Annotated in this window: 12 protein-coding genes and 1 tRNA gene; 7 read left to right on the top strand and 6 right to left on the bottom strand. The window is 59.2% G+C overall.

What is annotated here, in order from left to right; all coding sequences use genetic code 11:
- Window positions 1-29: 29 nt before the first annotated feature.
- Window positions 30-1,346, bottom strand: a complete 1,317-nt coding sequence (locus tag RBB77_RS14865) for a M16 family metallopeptidase (RefSeq protein WP_353062529.1) — start codon at window positions 1,344-1,346, stop codon at window positions 30-32.
- Between the two features lie 136 nt (window positions 1,347-1,482).
- Here RBB77_RS14865 and rlmN point away from each other — a divergent pair, with 136 nt between their 5' ends.
- Window positions 1,483-2,679 (top strand): 23S rRNA (adenine(2503)-C(2))-methyltransferase RlmN, encoded by a 1,197-nt coding sequence (gene rlmN, locus RBB77_RS14860; RefSeq protein WP_353062528.1) that lies wholly within the window; start codon window positions 1,483-1,485, stop codon window positions 2,677-2,679.
- A 301-nt stretch (window positions 2,680-2,980) separates the two neighbouring features.
- Here the strand turns inward: rlmN and RBB77_RS14855 are convergent, their stop codons facing one another.
- From RBB77_RS14855 to RBB77_RS14840, 4 genes are all read right to left on the bottom strand, one after another.
- Window positions 2,981-4,108 (bottom strand): gluconeogenesis factor YvcK family protein, encoded by a 1,128-nt coding sequence (locus RBB77_RS14855; protein ID WP_353062527.1) that lies wholly within the window; start codon window positions 4,106-4,108, stop codon window positions 2,981-2,983.
- A 61-nt stretch (window positions 4,109-4,169) separates the two neighbouring features.
- Window positions 4,170-4,733 carry a tetratricopeptide repeat protein gene (locus RBB77_RS14850; protein WP_353062526.1) on the bottom strand — a complete coding sequence of 188 codons (564 nt, stop codon included), beginning with the start codon at window positions 4,731-4,733 and terminating at the stop codon, window positions 4,170-4,172.
- A 188-nt stretch (window positions 4,734-4,921) separates the two neighbouring features.
- On the bottom strand, window positions 4,922-5,509 hold the full coding sequence (locus tag RBB77_RS14845) for a DUF4254 domain-containing protein (RefSeq protein WP_353062525.1): 588 nt from the start codon (window positions 5,507-5,509) through the stop codon (window positions 4,922-4,924).
- Between the two features lie 83 nt (window positions 5,510-5,592).
- Window positions 5,593-6,870: a GlcNAc-transferase family protein gene (locus RBB77_RS14840; RefSeq protein WP_353062524.1), complete on the bottom strand. Its 1,278-nt coding sequence runs from the start codon at window positions 6,868-6,870 to the stop codon at window positions 5,593-5,595.
- A 120-nt stretch (window positions 6,871-6,990) separates the two neighbouring features.
- On the opposite strand from RBB77_RS14840, the gene RBB77_RS14835 reads away from it, so the two are divergent.
- The 4 genes from RBB77_RS14835 to RBB77_RS14820 all read left to right on the top strand — a co-directional run bounded on the left by RBB77_RS14835 (window position 6,991) and on the right by RBB77_RS14820 (window position 11,911).
- Entirely contained in the window at window positions 6,991-8,058 is a 1,068-nt protein-coding gene (locus RBB77_RS14835; protein ID WP_353062523.1) for a glycosyltransferase family 9 protein, read from the top strand.
- 61 nt (window positions 8,059-8,119) lie between these two features.
- On the top strand, window positions 8,120-9,628 hold the full coding sequence (hldE, locus tag RBB77_RS14830; protein ID WP_353062522.1) for a bifunctional D-glycero-beta-D-manno-heptose-7-phosphate kinase/D-glycero-beta-D-manno-heptose 1-phosphate adenylyltransferase HldE: 1,509 nt from the start codon (window positions 8,120-8,122) through the stop codon (window positions 9,626-9,628).
- On the top strand, window positions 9,625-10,605 hold the full coding sequence (gene rfaD, locus RBB77_RS14825) for an ADP-glyceromanno-heptose 6-epimerase (RefSeq protein WP_353062521.1): 981 nt from the start codon (window positions 9,625-9,627) through the stop codon (window positions 10,603-10,605). The genes hldE and rfaD overlap by 4 nt, the downstream gene beginning before the upstream one ends.
- A 94-nt stretch (window positions 10,606-10,699) precedes the next feature.
- Complete coding sequence (locus RBB77_RS14820; RefSeq protein WP_353062520.1) at window positions 10,700-11,911, top strand: ATP-grasp domain-containing protein; 1,212 nt, start codon at window positions 10,700-10,702, stop codon at window positions 11,909-11,911.
- Window positions 11,912-11,972: 61 nt separating this feature from the next.
- Here RBB77_RS14820 and RBB77_RS14815 read toward each other — a convergent pair.
- Window positions 11,973-12,048 (bottom strand) — tRNA-Lys (locus RBB77_RS14815).
- 441 nt (window positions 12,049-12,489) lie between these two features.
- Here RBB77_RS14815 and RBB77_RS14810 point away from each other — a divergent pair.
- Together RBB77_RS14810 and bcsA are read left to right on the top strand one after the other, a co-directional pair.
- Complete coding sequence (locus RBB77_RS14810; RefSeq protein ID WP_353062519.1) at window positions 12,490-14,802, top strand: cellulose synthase operon protein YhjQ/BcsQ; 2,313 nt, start codon at window positions 12,490-12,492, stop codon at window positions 14,800-14,802.
- Window positions 14,799-19,478: a UDP-forming cellulose synthase catalytic subunit gene (gene bcsA, locus RBB77_RS14805; protein WP_353062518.1), complete on the top strand. Its 4,680-nt coding sequence runs from the start codon at window positions 14,799-14,801 to the stop codon at window positions 19,476-19,478. The genes RBB77_RS14810 and bcsA overlap by 4 nt, the downstream gene beginning before the upstream one ends.
- Window positions 19,479-19,583: the final 105 nt, after the last annotated feature.

Below are 19,583 nucleotides of genomic sequence, written 5' to 3'. Positions count from 1 at the left end.
ACCACCGAACAAACTCTATCAGCAGGGAACTAGCAGGCCAAATCTTCCCGCTCGATCTCCATCGCGCCAAGATTTCCAAGCAGCGTCAACGCCATCGTCTCTGGCCGGAACAGCTCCTGCGCCAGAATCTGTACATCGGCCGTCGACACCGCTTCGATCTCTTGCATAATCTCGTCCACGCCGAAGAATCTGCCAAAATACATCTGCTGCCGAGCAAGATTCGCCATCCTGCTGCCCGAACTCTCAAGCCCGATCACCATATTGCTCTTCAGCTGATCTTTAGCCCGCTTCAACTCCACCTCGCTGACCGTCTCTTCCTTCAGACGCCGCAGCTCCTGCAGGGTAAGCTGCAACACCTCCTGCGTCTTGTCCACCGAGGTTCCCGCATACACGCAAAGCGATCCGGTATCACGGAACGGATTCATCTCCGAGTAGATCGAATAAGCCAGACCACGATCCTCGCGAACCGTCTGAAACAGCCTCGAGCTCATCCCGCCGCCCAGCATCGTGTTCATCAGGTACACCACATACCGCCGCGAATCATTCACCGGGGGCGCCGGCATTCCCAGGCACAACTGCACCTGCTCCAGCGACTTCTTCCTCTTCAGCGTAATGTGCGGTGTCGCTTTCGGCGCAGCCACCTTCGTCGGCACGCCGTCCCCACTGGCAGCCAGCGAGCCAAACTCCTTCGCCACCTGCGCCACAAAGGCGTCATGCTCTAAATTACCCGCAGCCGAAAACACCATATTCCGCGGCGTAAACTGCCCAGCATAAAAGTTCAGCAGCGTCTGCTGGTCGAAGCTCTTCACCGTCTTCACGGTTCCCAGAATCGGCCGCCCTAACGCGTCGCCCTTCCAGAAGTTCTGCGTCCATACTTCGTGAACCAGATAATCCGGGTTGTCCTCGTCCATCTTGATCTCTTCCGAGATCACGCCCTTCTCGCGCTCCACATCCTCAGGCGCAAAGGTAGGGTGCAGCACCAGGTCCGACAGCACATCCAGCGCCGGCGCCACGTTCTCATCCAGCACCTTGATGTTGAAGCAGACCGTCTCCTTGCCGGTGAACGCGTCGAGATTGCCCCCGATCGTGTCCACCTCCCGGGCAATCTGCTGCGCCGACCGCGAGGTAGTGCCCTTGAACACCATATGCTCGACAAAGTGCGAGATCCCATTCACCTCCGGCGTCTCATCTCGCGACCCTGAGCCCACCCAGGCCCCCATCGAAACACTGCGCACATGAGGCATACTCTCGGTCAGAACCAGCAAACCATTCGACAAAACAGTTTTGCGGATATTCCGAGAGGCATTCTTCGAAATTACGACATCATCAACTAACGTTACAGACATGAGACTCCTTCAGACTCCATTGTTTCATAGCGCCGCCTGCGCCATCTTCCGTATCTATCGGAGTAGACTTATATAGATGCTCCGAGGGTATCCAAGGCTTCTAGCATCCTAAGTCTAATTACATTAACGCCTAATAATGAGCAACATAGAAGAATCTTCGAATCCAGTAGATGAAGAAAGGCCTCTCTTTGGCGCCTCCCTGCAAGACCTCACCGGTCTGATGGAAAGTTTCGGCCAGCCAGCCTACCGGGCGCGCCAGCTTTACGACGCCCTCTACATCCAACGCATCCCCTTGCTCGACCAGATCACGACCCTCCCAGCAGCTCTGCGCCAGACACTCCAAGCCGCGGGCTATATCGTTGGCCTTCCCGAACTCGTCCAGACCGCCCGTTCTATCGACGGCACCGAGCGCTATCTGGTTCGCATGGCCGACGGCGAGACCGTCGAGACCGTCTGGATGCCCGGAGGTGACGGCGGCGAACGCGGCGACGGCACCCAGGCCGCCGAAGAGGAAGAGCATCCCTCTGACGACGACTACAAACGCGCCACCATCTGCATCTCCAGCCAGGTCGGCTGCGCCGTCAACTGTCAGTTCTGCCTCACCGCCAAGCTCGGCATCCGCCGCAACCTCACCGCTGGAGAGATAGCCGGGCAGGTAGCTGCCGTCCTCAACCGCCATAACGTCGAAGTCGGAAGCGCACGAGGCAACAGCAATCCAGCTCGCATCAACCTGGTCTTCATGGGGATGGGCGAGCCGTTCTTGAATTACGCCCACTTCATGGACGCCGTCCGCCTCCTCACCGGTCCCATGCGCATTCCCGAGTCTCGCATGACCGTCAGCACCTCCGGCATCCTCCCCGGCATTGAGCAATTCGCCCAAGAGACAGTCCGACCCAAGCTAGCCGTCAGTCTCAACGCCTCCAACGACATCGTCCGCGAGTCCATCATGCCCATCACTCGCAAATGGAATATCGCCGCTCTCCTCGAGGCTATCTCCACGGTTCCGCTGCGCCCTCGCGAGCGCGTCACCTTCGAGTACGTCCTGCTAGGCGGCATCAACGACCAGCGCGGACACGCCGACGAACTGATCGCCCTCTTGAAGAATCTCCGCGCCAAGATCAACCTGATCGTCTGGAACTCGGGCCCGGGAATGCCCTTCCACGAGCCGACCCCGCAGGACGTAGGTATCTTTCAAAGGCGTCTCCGCGACGCAGGCATTCCAGCTTTCATCCGCAAGCCTCGAGGCCGCGACATCTACGCCGCCTGTGGCCAGCTAAAACGCACTCTGGAATCCCCACCCCCGACGCCCCTCGTAGAGATCGCGATGCTCTAAAGATCCCGACCAGAGGGAGGGCCGTAGGAAAAGGTATACCCGCCACGAAGTGGCCGCGCCACGCGCAGTGGGCCCGTCCGGCAGGACATGGTCTATAGGTCTGTCAACCCCCAAAGCGCCAAAACTCCTTGCCAGACAAACACATACGCCTGGCGTATGAGTTTCACTCCACTCGCTATACTGGATACAGAACAAAAAAATGCCCCCGCCACAAGCCGGGGCATCTGCATTTAAACCGCAAGGAGAACGAATCAACCCGAAGTCCAGACCTAAGCCATTATCTTTGAATACTTTGCACACATTAAGTACGGGGAGGGGGTACCTGCCCCACACCCGCAACCGCCAACGGACGCTCCATCCCCAAACCAAGCAGCTGCTCCGCTACAAGGTCATAATCATGCCGCAGCACATCACCCTCATGGACGAAGTCACCTGTAACCGGCTCGACGCCCAGCGCGCGGACCCGGTCGAGATCCGCTTCGATCGGCTCCTGGCCCTCGCGCGCATACTGCTCCAGTCGCAATGGCGAGATGTGCCCCGTATTGATCAGCGCATAGTCGAAAATGGGAGCCGTAACCGTGCCTGCATGATGCATGATCTTCTCGATATGTTGAGAAGCCGTCAGCCCCAGCGACTCGTTCGCCTGCGTCATCAGGTTGCAGACAAATACCTTGGTCGCGGGCGACGCAGCCAATGCCTCCGGGATGCCGCGAACCAGCATATTCGTGATCAGCGACGTGTAGAGCGAACCGGGCCCCAGCGTAATCAGGTCAGCATTCGCAATCGCCTCCAGCGTCTCGGGCAGCGGATCAGCTGTCTCCGGCTCCAGTCGCAGCTCGACGATGCTGCGTCGACTCTTCGTGATGTTGGTCTCGCCCCGCACCAGCGATCCGTCATCCATCTCCGCCGCCAGCGTCACGTTGGTATTCGTCGCAGGATAGATCTTTCCCCTCGCCGCCAGAATCTGCGACGACATTTGCACTGCCTGGGCAAAGTCGCCCGTGATGTGCGACAGAGCGGCCACAAAGAGGTTCCCAAAGCTGTGTCCTTCCAGATCGCCGTGCTCGAAACGATATTGAAACAGCTTCGACAGCAGGTGCTCGTCCTCAGAAAGTGCGACCATGCAGTTCCGGAGATCTCCCGGAGGCAGCATCTTGAAGTCCTCGCGCAATCTCCCCGAGGAGCCGCCGTCGTCGGTCACCGTCACAACAGCCGAAAGCTCCCGAATGATGCACCGCTGTTCAGGACAAGGCGGCGCAGGAGGCCTCTCGACCCTCGCAGAATCTCCCAGACGAGTCCCTTTCCTGCGCTCCGGAGTTGCCACATACCGCTTCAGGCCGCGCAGCAGCGTCGACAAACCCGTGCCCCCGCCAATGGCAACCACACGCAGGTCTTTGTCTTTCAATTCGGTCGGTTTCGGCAACGACATGCGCAGGTTCTCCTACACAAGCCTAAACGAAGCGCCCGTTGTGCCGGATTGCAAATCGCGCTTAGACCTCAGGATAGAGCAGCTCCGTAAAGCGCGGATCGTCGGCCATATCCTGGAAGTCTGAATCCGCTCTTGCCTGGATCCTGTTCCGTGGGTTCTGCCGGATAGCTTCGGTTAGATGCTCCAGGCAGCGATGAGAGTCGCCAGTCATGCTCGCCAGCACCGCCAGACCGTAAAAGGCATAGTCCGCCTTCTCGTTCGCCTGCAGGATCAATGTAAAGTGCTCTCGCGCATCTTCGTAGTGACCGTCGTTCAGCAACGAGATCGCATAATCATATTGTTCTTCGCAGTTTGCGAAGTCATTCTTTCCCTTCGTCATCTGCTGGGAGCATGCGGCGGAGTACATGCGGACACGGTCGCTCAGTTCACCCGCGCCGGCGGCCAGCATCTTGTCGAACGCCGCATGGGCCTTGTCGTACTTGCCCTCCTGCATCAACCGCAGAGCAGCTTCGTAGTGAGCCATCAGCTGCGCCCGGGCATTGTCGTTTGTCTGAGGAATCGTTCCAGCGATCGTGCGTGGGACACGCTTTACTGCTGGTGCTGCTACTGTCTTTGTCTGAGCCATCGTAGTTCCTGTCGCCTAAGGCGGTTTCTGAGCTCTCCCATTCTAACGGGTGCCCCAAAATTTGTTTGTTCTCGTGTCGGTTTTATACGCAGACCTGGCCGTCAGGTCAACCCCACGTCTGTACAACCTATCGGTATCATCTCTTTCGCGTTAGAAGTATTCACCCAAATAGGCACACTCGGCCATGGTTACACGCGACCATACACCGCCGGATTCAACTCGGGATCGTTATACATCTTCATCTGCCGATAGAGCTTGAACCTCCGTCTGCCCGCAAGCACTTCGCTCCAAAGCGCATCCAGACATGCCGCCAGGTCCTCGCGCTGTTCCTCGATCAAGGCCAGCCGGTTCACATTTCGCAAACGATGCTCCTCTGTCGCGGTCACCCGGTGCGCCTCCTCGTGCGTGTGATAAATCTTCAATGCCAGGATGGAAAGCCGATCGATCATCAGGCCCGGCGTCTCCGAGTGCAGCGGGGCGGCCGGATCCTGCTCCAGCCGGTCGATCAGCCACACATCCATCTTCTCTACCAGATCGTTGCGTCGCTGGTTGAGCGTATCGATCGCATGTTTTACCCTCACGATCTCCGCGTCCGGAGCGCCCGGAACCCGAGCCTTATCCTCCTCATGCCAAAGATCGAAGTTAGCCCGATGCTGTGCCATCGCCAACGCCATCAACCCATCCGCGCCCGTCTCGATGGCCACCTCGTTCTCTGTCTCATGCAGGGCAGCCGTCATCTCTTCCTGCATCCGCGTTATCACAAGTGCATCCAGCATAGGCCCTCCCAACCAAAAACTTTACCAGCTAGCGCGACCTGAATTGAAAAGCCGTAATGAGTCGCAATGGATACGCTGCGTATTTATTCAGCGTCGTCAATGACGATCGTGTAATCCTCATCGCCCAGAGTGCCTTCAATCCTCCTCAACCACCCCAGGGAATGGCTTACAGGCCAGACCGTCCACGACGCGGGAACCGCCCCCGACTCGAACTCGCAAACCAGAACGACCTGCGGATCTGTAGTCTGGAGCGAAGCGAGTTGCGACGAGGGAATATCCCGGCGATAGATCTCAACGTGATCCGCATCCTGCACCCCGACATACCAGAGCTCAGGATCGTCGAATGCCGCAACCTGCAGAGCCTCGCGATCAAACGCGATTCGAACCATCCAGGAAAAGATCTGTCCGGTCCAGTCGACAGCTGCCTCGGGATTGGGTGGCTCCCCGCATCGCACCGTGTAATCCTGGGCCTTTCGCAGCTTCAACGATAGTCCCGCATAGGCCTCATAGTCCTCCAGGCTCCGCGCGGACCCGATTCCATAGCTCTCCACCGGCTGCCCCGCAAGCAGCCTCCTCACCTTGTCTCTGCTTCGCAAATCCAGTTCATGCCACGAACGGCCCGCATTGTTCTCCTCAACGTGATCGCCCCAATGCTTCGGAGCCCTCGGCCTGCCGTAGTCATGCCAGACGATGGTCTCCTGCGGATGAAACAGGTCATACCCGCTGGTGAAAGCACGCAGGGTCATGGCTGCTTCCTCCCCCAGAAAATACAGTTCAGGATCGTACCCAATCTCATCCACAAAACCACCTTGCACAAACAAGAAACCCGCAGACAGAAAGCGCGCTCGTCGTGGCCGCGTCAAGTTCCGCCAGTCTGCGATCGCCATCGGCTTCATATGTGGAATGCCATCTTCGGTAAACCCCTGAAACGCCATTTGCAGCGGCCCCTCGACCAGCACCTCGTCTCCGCCAGGAGTAAAAGGTGCGGCGTAGGTACTCAAAATCGGCTTAGCGCTGTCCGTCTGCTTCATCTCGTCGATCAGCTTCGCATCCCACTCCCACGCAAAACGGCAGTGCGAGTCGACCTGCAGAAACCAGTCCTCCCCACGCCAGAGCTTCATCACCTCCGATCGGGCCCAGCAAGCTCCCCGGCTCTCGCGCCAGTCGATCGCCAGAATCCTGAAGCAATCGTCGTTACGAAGCGGCAGAGTATCTGAGTGGGGATCATGTTGCCAGCAGATGCCAAACCGAAGTCGCTCAGGATGCCTTGCTTTGACAATGCAGTCTTCAATCGTAGGAATCAGTTGCGGATCGCGATACGCCGCGATCGAAACAAAAATCAGGTTGTTCGCCTCGTTCAAAACCAGACCTCTCGCTCGATCAGGCTAACAGGCTCTCCGATTCAGCAACCACCAAACCCCGTCTCCCCCTTTCGTCCTATTTGCCCTAAGTCGCCGAACCAAGCAGACTAAAGACAGACAATGGCAATCACCACGAAACGGGTCCTGATCTATCGCCTCGGCAGCCTCGGCGACACTCTCATCGCACTACCGGCCCTCCACCTCATTGCCCGTGCCTTTCCACAGGCCGAACGCCGCATGTTGACCAACTTTCCTGTCAACGTCAAAGCCCCGGCCGCGGCCGCCATCCTGGAAAACAGCAACCTCGTTCACGGCTACTTCCGCTACGTGGTCGGCATGCGCAGCCCTCGCGAACTCCTCTCCCTCTGGTGGCAACTCCTTCGCTGGCGGCCGCAGGTGTTGGTCTACGTGGGGTCTGCCCGAGGCGTCGAGTCAGCCCGTCGCGACGCAAAGTTCTTCCGTCTCTGCGGAATAAAACATCTCATCGGCATTCCACTCACCGAAGACATGCAGCAAAACCGATGGGAGCAGCAAACCCGGACCTTCGAACCGGAGGGAGAGCGGCTCACCCGGAACCTGGCCGAGCTAGGAGACGCCCACCTCGAGGATCCCGCGAGCTGGGATCTCCGTCTCACCGACGCAGAACATGTTCGCGCCGAACAAGCTATTGCTGCCGCAGCAGACAGCCCCGTCATCGCAGTCAGCGTTGGCACCAAGGTGCAGTCGAAGGACTGGGGCCGCGAAAATTGGCGAGCACTCCTGTACCGACTCGCACCCCTGTACCCCAACCACGCTCTTGTTCTGTGCGGAGCTCCTGAGGAGGCCGAAGCCAGCGACTTTGCTGCCGACGGCTGGAAACAAAGCTCCTCCACGCCGGTCATCAACCTTTGCGGCCTACTCAATCCGCGCGAGAGTGCAGCCGTCTTCGCCCAGGCCCGCATCTTTGTCGGTCACGACAGCGGTCCCATGCACCTGGCCGCCGCCGTCCAAACTCCTTGCGTCGCCATCTTCGCCGCCCGCAACAAGCCTCGCGTCTGGTTTCCCTACGGCAAACAGCACCGCATTGTCTACCACCAGACCGACTGCTGGGGTTGTGGCCTCGAGACCTGCATCATCGAAAAAAAGAGATGCCTGACCTCCATCACGGTGGACGAGGTTATCACCGAGGTTCGCGCCGTCCTCGGCTAACCCGAGAGAACGCACCTTCGCTCAAAGATGCGATGATTGTCGCGGGAGATCTTTTTCGTTCATGCTGCCCGAACTTCATTCGATCCTGAACCTGCTTGAGGGTGGCTTAAGTCAACTCAAAGTATTGGTAATTGGTGACATCATGCTCGACCGCTACATCCACGGCGAGGTCGAGCGCATCTCTCCCGAGGCTCCCGTTCCGGTTATCCGCCACGCCCAGCGCTACGAGCGCGCCGGCGGAGCAGCCAACGTAGCCATGAACCTCGCCGGCCTCGGCTGCCAAACCTTCCTCGCAGGTCTCTGGGGAAGCGACGCCGAGCAGACAGAACTCGCCGCAATCCTCGATCGCGCCAACATCGACACTATCGGCGTCGTCTCAAGTTCGCTCCCCACCATCTCCAAAACCCGTATCGTCGGCCGCATGCAGCAACTCCTGCGGTTAGACATAGAAAGCCGCGACCCTGTCCCCGCCGCCGAAGCTCAGCGCCTTCAGGAACGCGCCACGGAGCTCGTCACCAAGGTCCACGCCGTCATCCTCTCCGACTACGCCAAAGGCGCTCTCACGCGTTCACTCTGTGAAGCTGTCATCCGCTCGGCACGCAACGCCGGCATCCCCGTCTTCGTCGACCCCAAGACCCCCGACTTTAGCAAATACTCCGGCGCCACCACCGTCTGTCCGAACCTAGGCGAACTCTCAACAGCGACCGGCATCCCATCGCATCACACTGAAGAACTTCTCAACGCCGGACGAGCTTTAGTCGCAGAACACGACTTCAAGTTCCTCACCGTCACCATGAGCGAGAAGGGAATTACGGTCCTCCGCGCTCCTTCAGCGGGCGAACCCGGGATCTATCACTCCCCCGCCCGCGCCCGCGAGGTCTTCGACGTCTCAGGAGCTGGCGATACTGTCATTGCAACCCTGACAGCCAGCGTCGCCGGCGGCCTGAAGGTCGAGACCGCGGTGGAGCTTGCCAACCTCGCCGCAGGCATCGTGGTCAGCAAGGTCGGTACCGTCCCCATCGCGGCTCACGAGTTGGTAGCCGTCCTTACCCCCAGCTCAGGACTCACAGCCGGCGAAAAGATCCTCGACCTCGACCGCCTCAAACTCCGCGTCGCCGAGTGGCGCTCCTCGGGCGAGACCATCGTCTTCACCAATGGCTGCTTCGACCTCCTGCACGTCGGCCACATCACGCTGCTCGAAGACTGTCACCGCTTCGGATCAAAACTCGTCCTCGGCCTCAACTCCGACGCCTCCGTATGCCGCCTTAAAGGCCCCACCCGGCCCATAGTCTCTGAGCGCGAACGCGCCCGCGTTATGGCCGCCCTCGCCGCAGTAGATGCAGTCGTTCTCTTCGAAGAGGACACGCCCCTAGAACTCATCCGTGCTCTAAAGCCCAACGTGCTTGTCAAAGGCGGCGACTACACCATCGACACCGTAGTCGGACACGAGGATGTAGTCGCAAGCGGCGGCCGAGTCGAGATCGTTCCCACCGTAGAAGGCTTCTCGACCACCAACATCGTAAAAAAGCTCACAGCAAACCCCGCCGTGAGCGAGGAGACCCAGAATTGATCATCGTTACCGGCGGAGCAGGCTTCATCGGCAGCAACCTTATCCAACAGCTGAATCAAATAGGCGAGCGCAACATCCTGCTGGTCGACAACTTCGCCCCCGCCCCGAACCTCACCGGCCCGAAGTTCCTCAACCTCGCGGGCGCGGAATATGCCGACTACATGGACAAGCGCGAGTTCCGCGCAGCTCTCAAAGCTGGCGACTTCGAGAACACCAGGATCCGGGCCATCCTCCATCAGGGCGCCTGCTCCAACACCCTCGAAGACGATGGGCGCTACATGCTGGATAACAACTTCACCTACTCCAAGGAGCTGCTGCACTTTGCCCTCGACCGCAAGATTCCTCTGGTCTACGCCTCTACCGCCGCAGTCTACGGAGCCAGCACCAGCTTCACCGAAGTCCCAGCTAACGAGCGCCCACTCAACATCTACGGCTACTCCAAGCTCGTCTTCGACAACTACGTCCGCCGCCATCTTCACGACATGAAGTGCACCGTCGTCGGCCTCCGCTACTTCAACGTCTACGGCCCACGCGAGCAGCACAAAGGCCGCATGGCCAGCGTCATCCACCACTTCACCCGTCAGCTCAAAGACACCGGCACCATCCGCATGTTCGAGGGCTCAGGCGGCTACGCCGACGGCGAACAACGCCGAGACTTCGTCTTCGTCAAAGACCTTGCCCGTATCAACCTGTTCTTCGCTGGCCTCCTCCCCGATAGCCCCAAGCGGCCCATGCACGTAGTAGTCAACGCTGGTACTGGCCAGGCCCGCACCTTCAAAGCAGTTGCCGAAGCCCTCATGCAGGTCCACGGGCAGGGAAAAATCGAGTACATCCCCTTTCCGGGCGACCTCAAAAACCGCTACCAGCACTACACCCAGGCCGACATCTCCGGCCTCCGCGCTGCAGGGTACACCGCACCCTTCACAACACTCGAGGACGGCGTAAAACAAACCTTTACCGAAGAACCCGCCGTCTAAATAGTTCTGCTCTAACCAAAAAGAAGTTACTCTAGCCCAACCGCAGACTGCTGCACCAAATTGAACCTGTTCCTAGCCGACCACAGGAGCCACCGTGACTGATACGCATCGGGACCCTACGATTCTCTGCATCAGCACTTACGAAAAAGGTCAGCGTTTTCTCAAAGAGGCGGCCCGCCTCGGCGCGAACGTCCTCCTGCTCACTGTCGACAAGCTTGAACACGCCGACTGGCCCCGCGAATCTCTCACCAAACTCATCACCATGCCGGAGAATCTCACTCCCGCTCAAGTCCTGAACACCGTCACCTATCTCACACGCACAAACCACATCGACCGCGTCGTGGCCTTAGACGAGTTCGACCTCGAGGTAGCCGCACTCCTACGCGAGCACATGCGCCTGCCCGGAATGGGCGAATCGCTCAACCGAAACTTCCGTGACAAGCTGGCCATGCGCGTCAGTGCGAAACAAAAAGGCATCCCCGTCCCCGAATTCACAGGAGTCTTCAACTACGATGACCTCCGCAGCTTCCTCCGCAAAGTACCCGGACCATGGCTCTTGAAGCCTCGCACCAACGCCTCCGCCATCGGCATTCGCAAAATCGAATCGCCAGACAACCTCTGGCCCATCCTCGACCAGCTCGGCGACATCCAGTCGCACTACGTCCTCGAACGCTTTGTCCCCGGCGAGATCTTTCACGTCGAAGGTGTCACCTGGAACGGCAAGGTTCTCTTCGGAGCCCCTTACAAATACGGCAAGCCGCCCATGCAGACCATGCATCAGGGCGGCATCTTCAGCACCCGCGCCCTCAACAGGGAATCGATCGATGCCATCTCTCTCAACACCATCCACAAACAGGTGATCGAGTCACTCGGTCTCATCTCCGGCGTCACCCACACCGAGTTCATCAAGTCTAACTCCGACGGCAGCTTCTACTTCCTTGAAACCGCAGCCCGCGTCGGTGGCGCTCACATCGCCGACGTTGTCGAGTTAGCCTCCGGCATCAATCCGTGGGTCGAGTGGGCAAGACTCGAAGTTGCCACTCTCCTCGGCATGGAGTACACGCTGCCTAATCTGACCTACCAGTACGCCGGCAGCGTCATCTGTCTCGCCCGGCAAGAGCATCCTGACACCAGCAGCTACGACGCACCCGAAGTCGTCCAACGTCTCGAACGCCATCATCACGCCGGCCTCATCCTCCGCGCCGACACAGCCGACCGCATCGAAAATTTAATCGCGGAGTACACTGAGCGCTTTCTCGAAGACTTTTGCGCGGTCGTCCCCCCTCCGGACAAACCGACAGCATAGAATCCCTACCTGAACCGGCCCGGCAGCTATTGATTTTATATGATTGATTATAAGGTGTTTATGGTGAGAGCGCTGGGGCTCGAACCCAGGACCAACGCCTTAAAAGGGCGATGCTCTACCAACTGAGCTACGCTCTCAAACCACACTACCAAGTTAGCACATTTGCCCACGTGAAAATCGCCACCAATCACTGGCAAAGCAAGCTGCTACTATCTCTTGCCCTTGCGATGGAGTTCAAAGACAGACTCCATTCGGAATATTGTTTCTAACCCCTCCTCACAAAGTCCATAGACGACTTGCAGTCAGTTGCGCCTTATTCTTGATCGAACCCAATGAGTTTCATTATAGGAAGACCGTCATATTCGTTGATATCTAGCCTCGATTGATGCAGAAAACCCGCGCCCCTATTGGCTTCTCACACTTAAGTCGCACAACGGTTTCATTGACTTGGGGTAATACCAACAGTAGCCTCAAGCTATTGCATAGCAACAGGTGCAATTTATCTCCATTGAGCTGGCATCGAACCGGCGCAGCTCAAACTAAACGAACCGGCTTCACAACACATAGGACCAAGAGCTATGGACTCTCACGGCACCGACAAGATCACCGACAAGATCGATGATCTTCCAGTAACGGAAACACCTGAAGATGTGGCAGTACTTTATTCCTGGGCAAATCTTCACGGAGCGAAGTATCGCGACTTCTCCGCATCACGTCGCGAGTATCGCGCGCAGTTGAGACAGCGCGCTGCTGAGCAGGTAAAAGAACAGGCTCTCCTCGCTCAAGCCGAGGCGGAAGACGCCGCCACGTCGGCAGAGATCGTCGCTCGCCATGCGACAAAGGCTGCGCTCAACCACCAAACAGATGACTCCGACTCCACCAGGCGACGCGCTCTGCGCGAGGCCGAAGACGCCGGTCGGACAGCCTCAGCTGAACGACTCGAAGCCGCGCGAAGAGCCGAGGTTGCCGCATTGGCCGAAGCCACTTCCCGCCGAGAAGAACGTGAGATTGCAGAGGCGCACGCCTCGGCCCAGCGCCAGGCCGCCAGGTATGCAGACTCGGAAATTCGTCGAAGAGGCGCTGCTGGCGCTCCCGAGATTCCAGGCCGAATTTCGGACCCCTACGTTCCCCATGCCCAGCCCACAAATGCAAGCCCAGCCTCAGATGCCACCGTCCGCCAACCGGCTGCTTCGACACAGGAATCACCAATGAGCAATGATCGAACCGAGCCCGAGCCAAGGGTTTCCGTGCAAAATATGACTCCACGTCGCCCCCAGGGTTATCGCCCCGACGAGGCATCCGGCGTCCGCCAGATTTATCGCGGCCCAGATGACTCTCAAGCCGAGTACACTACTTTTGATCCGCTCAGACATTTGATTCCAACACAAAGCCGAACCGTGCCTGCACCTCCTTTATCCCAGGATATGAAGCCGATCTCAGAACAGCACGCTACTCAGCCTCTTTCGCCGTCAAGCGAAGGTTCGACTGAGCTCACAGGGCAACGTCGCGGCGATCCTCAACCGCGAGCGGAGGTCCGTACAACTCAGACTGAACAATTCTCGGCATCGTCCACAGCGGACTCCGAATCTTCAGCTTCGACTTCCAAAGATCACTCGAAGTCCACGACCGATGCGCCTCTCGATTCGACCCGGGAATCGCCACCGGCAACATTCGCTCCTCCCCGGCTGTCCGGGGCTTTCCGGTCGGCACCGCCCCTCTCTTCAACCCCTGCAAGACCCGTCTCACCGTTCTCGCAAGCTCTGGTACCTTCCGACTCCAGCCGTGGTCGCCGGGCTCAGGATGACTTCGACTATCAACAGTCACACAGTCAGCCTGAGCTGCCGCGTCGCAACCCGACGGTGTCGTCTCCCGAGCCGGTACCTGTAGCCTCTGCGCGACCCGCGTTTCAGTCAGATCCCGCAGGCCCTGCGTGGCTCTACTCCCCGCCTGCTCAGCCTGCCTCTGCAAAGCCCCTTGCGCCCCCGCCCCCACCACCTTCTCAGTCCTCAGTAGCCGATACTCTTCAACACTCCAGAGAACGCGTCGCCGCCCGTTGGTACGCCCTCAAGGGCGTGTTCGAGCAGCCTGGCCAGGACCAGCCGGAAGCCGCGCCCGTACGTCAGAAGGAAACTCGCACCCCCGTCCTGGCTGTCTTCTCTCTCGCCGGTGGCGTTGGCAAGACCAGCCTCGTCGCAACCGTAGGCCGTGCTCTCTCTTCTATGGGAGAGAAGGTTCTTCTCACGGACACCACCTCTCACGGCCTGTTGCCGTTCTACTTCGGTGCCAGCGAACTCCGCCACGGAACCGTCCGCACCTTCTCGCCCCCCAGCGGTAGCACCGACGCTCCCATCTACCTCGTCAGCTACGACGTCGATCACAAGACGACTAGTGAGGACGCCCAGGAACTGCTTGCCGAGGACATCATCAACAACGGCCGCGGAGCTCACCGCATTCTGCTTGATCTCACCGTCGGTTCCAGCTGGATCGTCCGTCGCATGTCCCGCATGAGCCCCACCATCCTCGTTCCCGTGGCCCCCGACATGAACTCCGTTATTAGCCTCCAGACCGTCGAGAAATTTTTCAGCGGCGTCAACGACGGAGATGGCCGCCCCCTACAGCCCTTCTACGTGCTCAATCAGTTCGACACCTCGCTGCCGCTGCACCTCGACGTTCGTGAGGTCATGCGTCGACAGTTAGGAGATCGCCTCCTACCCTTCGTGATTCGCCGCGCGCAGTCAGTCAGCGAAGCCCTCGCCGAGGGCATGACCGTAGTTGACTACGCGCCCGATGCACCCGTCGCCGAGGACTACCTGAACGTCGCCACCTGGCTCCGTACCGTTGCTGCACCCGCTACGGCAGGCTTCCGCAACGTACGTTGGAGCGAGCGATGAGGGAGTATCCTCTCTTTGACAAATTCCAATCAGGTGACGCACTCTTCTACAAGGCACTTCGCTTTCTCATCCTGTTCAGTGGAGTATTTTTACTAGCGTTCACCGGTATCCTGGAGCTCACCTGGCCCCAGCAGATAGTTCTCGGCATCCTCACCGTAGCGCTTGTCATCTGGGCAGATCATAGCTCCGGCTCTTACCTGGTTACGCTGACGTTGATGCTCGCGTCCATGTTCTCCACCTTCCGTTACGGCTTCTGGAGAATCTCCACCACCGTCAAATTCTTTCGTGACCCCGGCTCGACATGGAGCATTCTCGACGGCTTTTTCATCTGCCTCCTGCTTTTTGCCGAGATCTACGCCTTCGTCGTCCTCTTTCTCGGTTACTTCCAAACGCTCTGGCCGCTCCGCCGCACCCCGGTCTCTCTCCCCGACGACATCAACCAGTGGCCTGCCGTCGATCTCCTCATTCCCACTTATAACGAGCCGCTTAGCGTCGTGAAGTACACCGCCCTCGCCGCCATGAACATCGACTGGCCCGCCGATCGGCTCAACGTTTACCTGCTCGACGACGGCAGGCGCGAAGAGTTTCGCCAATTTGCCGAAGAGGCCGCCATCGGTTACATGACCCGCGAAGACAACGAGCACGCCAAGGCCGGCAACATCAACCACGCCCTGGCTCAACTCAACGCTCCCTACGTCGTGATCTTCGATTGCGATCACGTCCCAACCCGAAGCTTCCTGCAGATCACAATGGGCTGGTTCCTGCGCGACAAAAAGCTCGGGATGCTACAAACCCCGCATCATTTCTATTCGCCCGATCCCTTCGAGCGCAATCTCGGCCAGTTCCGTACGATCCCCAATGAAGGCGAGCTCTTCAACGGAATCGTTCAGGATGGCAACGACTTCTGGAACGCGACCTTCTTCTGTGGCTCCTGCGCTGTCCTTCGCCGCTCAGCCCTCGATGAGATCGGCGGCATCGCCGTCGAAACCGTCACCGAAGACGCTCACACCTCGCTCCGAATGCAGACCAACGGTTGGAATACTGCCTACATCAACATCCCCCAGGCCGCCGGTCTCGCCACCGAGCGCCTCAGCGGGCACATCCGGCAGCGCATCCGATGGGCACGCGGCATGGTCCAGATCCTGCGCACTGAAAATCCACTCTTCGCTCGCGGCCTCAGCGCAGCGCAGCGTCTCTGCTACTTCAACGCAATGACGCATTTCCTTTACGCTCTGCCGCGCCTCATCTTCCTCACTGCACCGCTCGTCTATCTCATCTTCGGACACGTCAATCTACCCGGCTACTGGCTGCTCATCTTCGCCTACGCCCTCCCGCACCTGGTTCTCGCGAACATCGCCAACTCGCGCATTCAGGGCCAACATCGCCATTCTTTCTGGAACCAGATCTACGAGACCGTCCTCGCACCTTACATCTTTCTCCCCACGCTCTTCGCGTTCATCAATCCTAAGTTCGGCAACTTCGACGTGACCGCAAAAGGCGGTATCGTCACTCGAAGATTTTTCGACGCCCGCATGGCCCAGCCCTTCTTGTTTCTCATCGCGATCAACGCCTTCGGAATCCTCTGCGCCATCCCCCGGTTCATCGAATTTCCCGGTGCAGGAACACCCTCGCCGTTGCATTTCATCGCCGACATGTACGACGGCGGCCATCCCGGCACCATCCTGATGAACCTCCTCTGGGCCTCGTTCAACATGGTGATTCTCGGCGTCGCCACCTCCGTAGCCTGGGAGAGCCGCCAGCGCCGTCAGGCCGTCCGTCTCCCCATGTCGGTTCCCGCCGACGTCGAACTTGCCAACGGGGCCGTCGTCCGCGGCGTCACCAGCGACATGTCCAGCGGCGGTCTTATGGTCCGCATCGAGCGTGCTTTCACCGCCACGACTGGCGACTCCGTCAAACTCACCCTTCCGGTTCTCGACGGCAAAGCAACTCTGCCTGCCACGCTCGTCGGCATCGAAGGCAATACACTCCGCGCTCAGTTCGACCCGCTGACCCTCCAGGAAGAAGAGGCTCTCACCATGGTCCTCTACTCTCGCGCCGATACCTGGCTTGGCTGGGGAGAGGCCCGCGAGGCGGACCAGCCACTCACCAGCCTCCGCCGCATCGTTCAACTCGCCGGCCAGGGATTTCTCCGAACCTTTCGCAGCGGATCGAAATCGAAGGAGATATCTCCCAACGGAAAGTTAACTACAAGCGTCGTGCCGCTTCTCGCATTGGCTGTCCTGTTCTGCTCTCCCGCTCTCTCGGCACAGATCCATCCGCTTCACTCCACACACTTGCTGATACAGAACGACGCTACTACCCCGCCTCCCGCCCAGGCCGCCCCTCCAGCTCAGGCTCCGACACCAGCTCCTGCCGCGACGCCAACCCCCAGCACTCCAGCAACCCAGAATGCAACTTCGGCCGAGAACCCGCAGCCACCTCAAACCCCGCCTGCAGTGAAGCCATTCCTCTCCTACAAGGCATATGCCGCTCGACTCGCCGCTGCACAAGCTGCCGCCGCCCTGCCACCCGACACATTCGACAACGTCATCCACCTCTCCGACCTTGGCGCGCCCCGAACCATCATCATGCAAGGTGTCGATGCCTTCAATACGCTTCACTTCTCCCTACCCCAGACGCAAGTCGCCAAGACCGCAACCCTGCATCTCCGCTACCACTTCTCTCCTGGCCTCATCCCATCGCAAAGTCATCTCAAGCTGAGCCTGAACGGAACTTACTTCGCAACGCTCTCAGCGGTGACCCACGACATCCCCCAGACACCCACATCAGCCAAGCCGGTGCCTGATCCCGGCAACGACCTCCTCGAATCAACCGTAACCCTCCCCGTCGATGCGCTCACCCGCGATAATAAGCTCACCATCGAGTTCGTAGGACACTACGCCGCGCAATGCGAAGACCCATCCCACTCCACCCTCTGGGCGCATATCGATAACGACTCGACCCTCGAGGTCGCGGGATCGCTGACTCCTCTGCACGATGATCTCAAGCTCCTCCCCGCGCCCTTCTACGAGCCTCAGATCAACCATTCCGTCATTCCCATCGTCTTCCTTGGCCAGCCTTCGCAGAAAGCTCTTCAAGCAGCCGGCATCGTAGCCTCATGGTTCGGCATCCTCGCAGACTCACGCCCCATACGCTTCCCAATCTCAATCGGCACTATCCCTTCCGGCAACGCCATCGTCATCGGTCAAAGTGGAGCTTCATTTCCCGCCGCCCTTCAGATCAACTCCATCGCCGGCCCCACCATCGTCATGCGAACCAACCCGTCGGATCCCTACTCGAAGGTTCTCGTCCTGACAGGCGAAACCGACGCCGACGTCCTCAATGCAGCCCTGGCACTCGTTCTCCAACGCAATCTCCTCACCGGTGATCGCGTTCGCATACCCGAAATCAAACTACCCGCCGCTCGCGAAGCCGATGACGCGCCACGTTGGCTCAGCACCGACAGGAACATCCCGATCGGCGACCTCCTCCAAACCGCAAATCTTCAGACCGACGGCACCGATCCCATCGCCCTCTACCTTCGCCTGCCGCCCGACCTCTTCTACGGTACCCGGCAGAACCTGGGATTTCACGTCGCCTACCGCTACAACGGCGTTCCACTCTCCGACGACAGCTCTCTTCAGGTCTACCTCAACGACGCCTACGTCAACTCAACCCCTCTCTCGCACAACGACAAGCCCACTCCCGAGCGCATCGTCCCGTTCCCGGTCTCTGACCTGCGTCCCTTCTCGAACTCCGTTCTGTTGCGCTTTTTCTTCCAACTCGTCAGAAAGCCCGACTGCCCCGAAGTCGGCCTCACCAACCTTCAGGGTTCCATCCTCAAAGACTCCTACCTCGACCTCAAGGACATCCCTCACTTAGCCGTCCTGCCGAACCTCGAGATCTTTGCCAACGCCGGCTATCCCTTCACCCGCAAGGCCGACCTCTCCGACACCGCAGTCGTGCTGCCCGACACTCCGAGCACCGATGAAATCGAACTCTTCCTCACCCTGATGTCTCACTTCGGAGCGCAAACCGGCTATCCCGTCCTCAACGTCACCGTCACCAACCCCGAAGGCATGAAGCCCGACGCCCATAAGGACTACCTTGTCCTCGGCACGGTCGACGACCAGAACGCCATCAACCGTCTCAACCCCTCGCTCCCCGTCAGCGTCGATGGCAGCGGCCTTCACATCCAGGACACCCAGGACTTCTTCACACAACTCCAGCACGCCTGGTGGAAGGTCCGCAGCTCCGACCACGTCCAGTCCGGCCAGCTCGAAACCGCAGGCGGCATCCCCGACGCGCTCATCGAAGGAGTCGAGTGGCCCAGCGGATCCAAGCAGTCGGTCGTCGTCATCGCGCTCCGCGACAAGAGCGTCGTTCCGAACTTCCTCTCCACCTTCCTACAGACCTCGCAGTCCTCCGACATCTCGCAATCCGTAAGTGTCCTCCACGGCTCGCACTTCTCCTCTTATCGCATTGGCAACGACGTCTACCGCGTCGGCTCGCTCTCACTCTGGCTCCAACTCAACATGCTCTTCTCCGACTACCAGTGGCTCATGGTGATCTCCACCCTGGTCGTCTGTTTCCTTCTCGCCGTCATTCTTCGTTCTGCTCTTCGCCGACGCGCACGCGCCCGACTACAGGGAACCAGTTACACCCACTCCGCCTGACCCCTCATACTCCACGACCCCAATGCGACAGCGGGAATATCCCCCATTCGACGTACCGTGCCCACCACTGAATTCCCTTGAACTGCCCGTCGCCCCCACGTATAA

It is taken from the genome of Tunturibacter psychrotolerans, from assembly GCF_040359615.1.
Classification (GTDB): domain Bacteria; phylum Acidobacteriota; class Terriglobia; order Terriglobales; family Acidobacteriaceae; genus Edaphobacter; species Edaphobacter psychrotolerans.
This window is presented reverse-complemented; position numbering and strand designations above follow the sequence as displayed.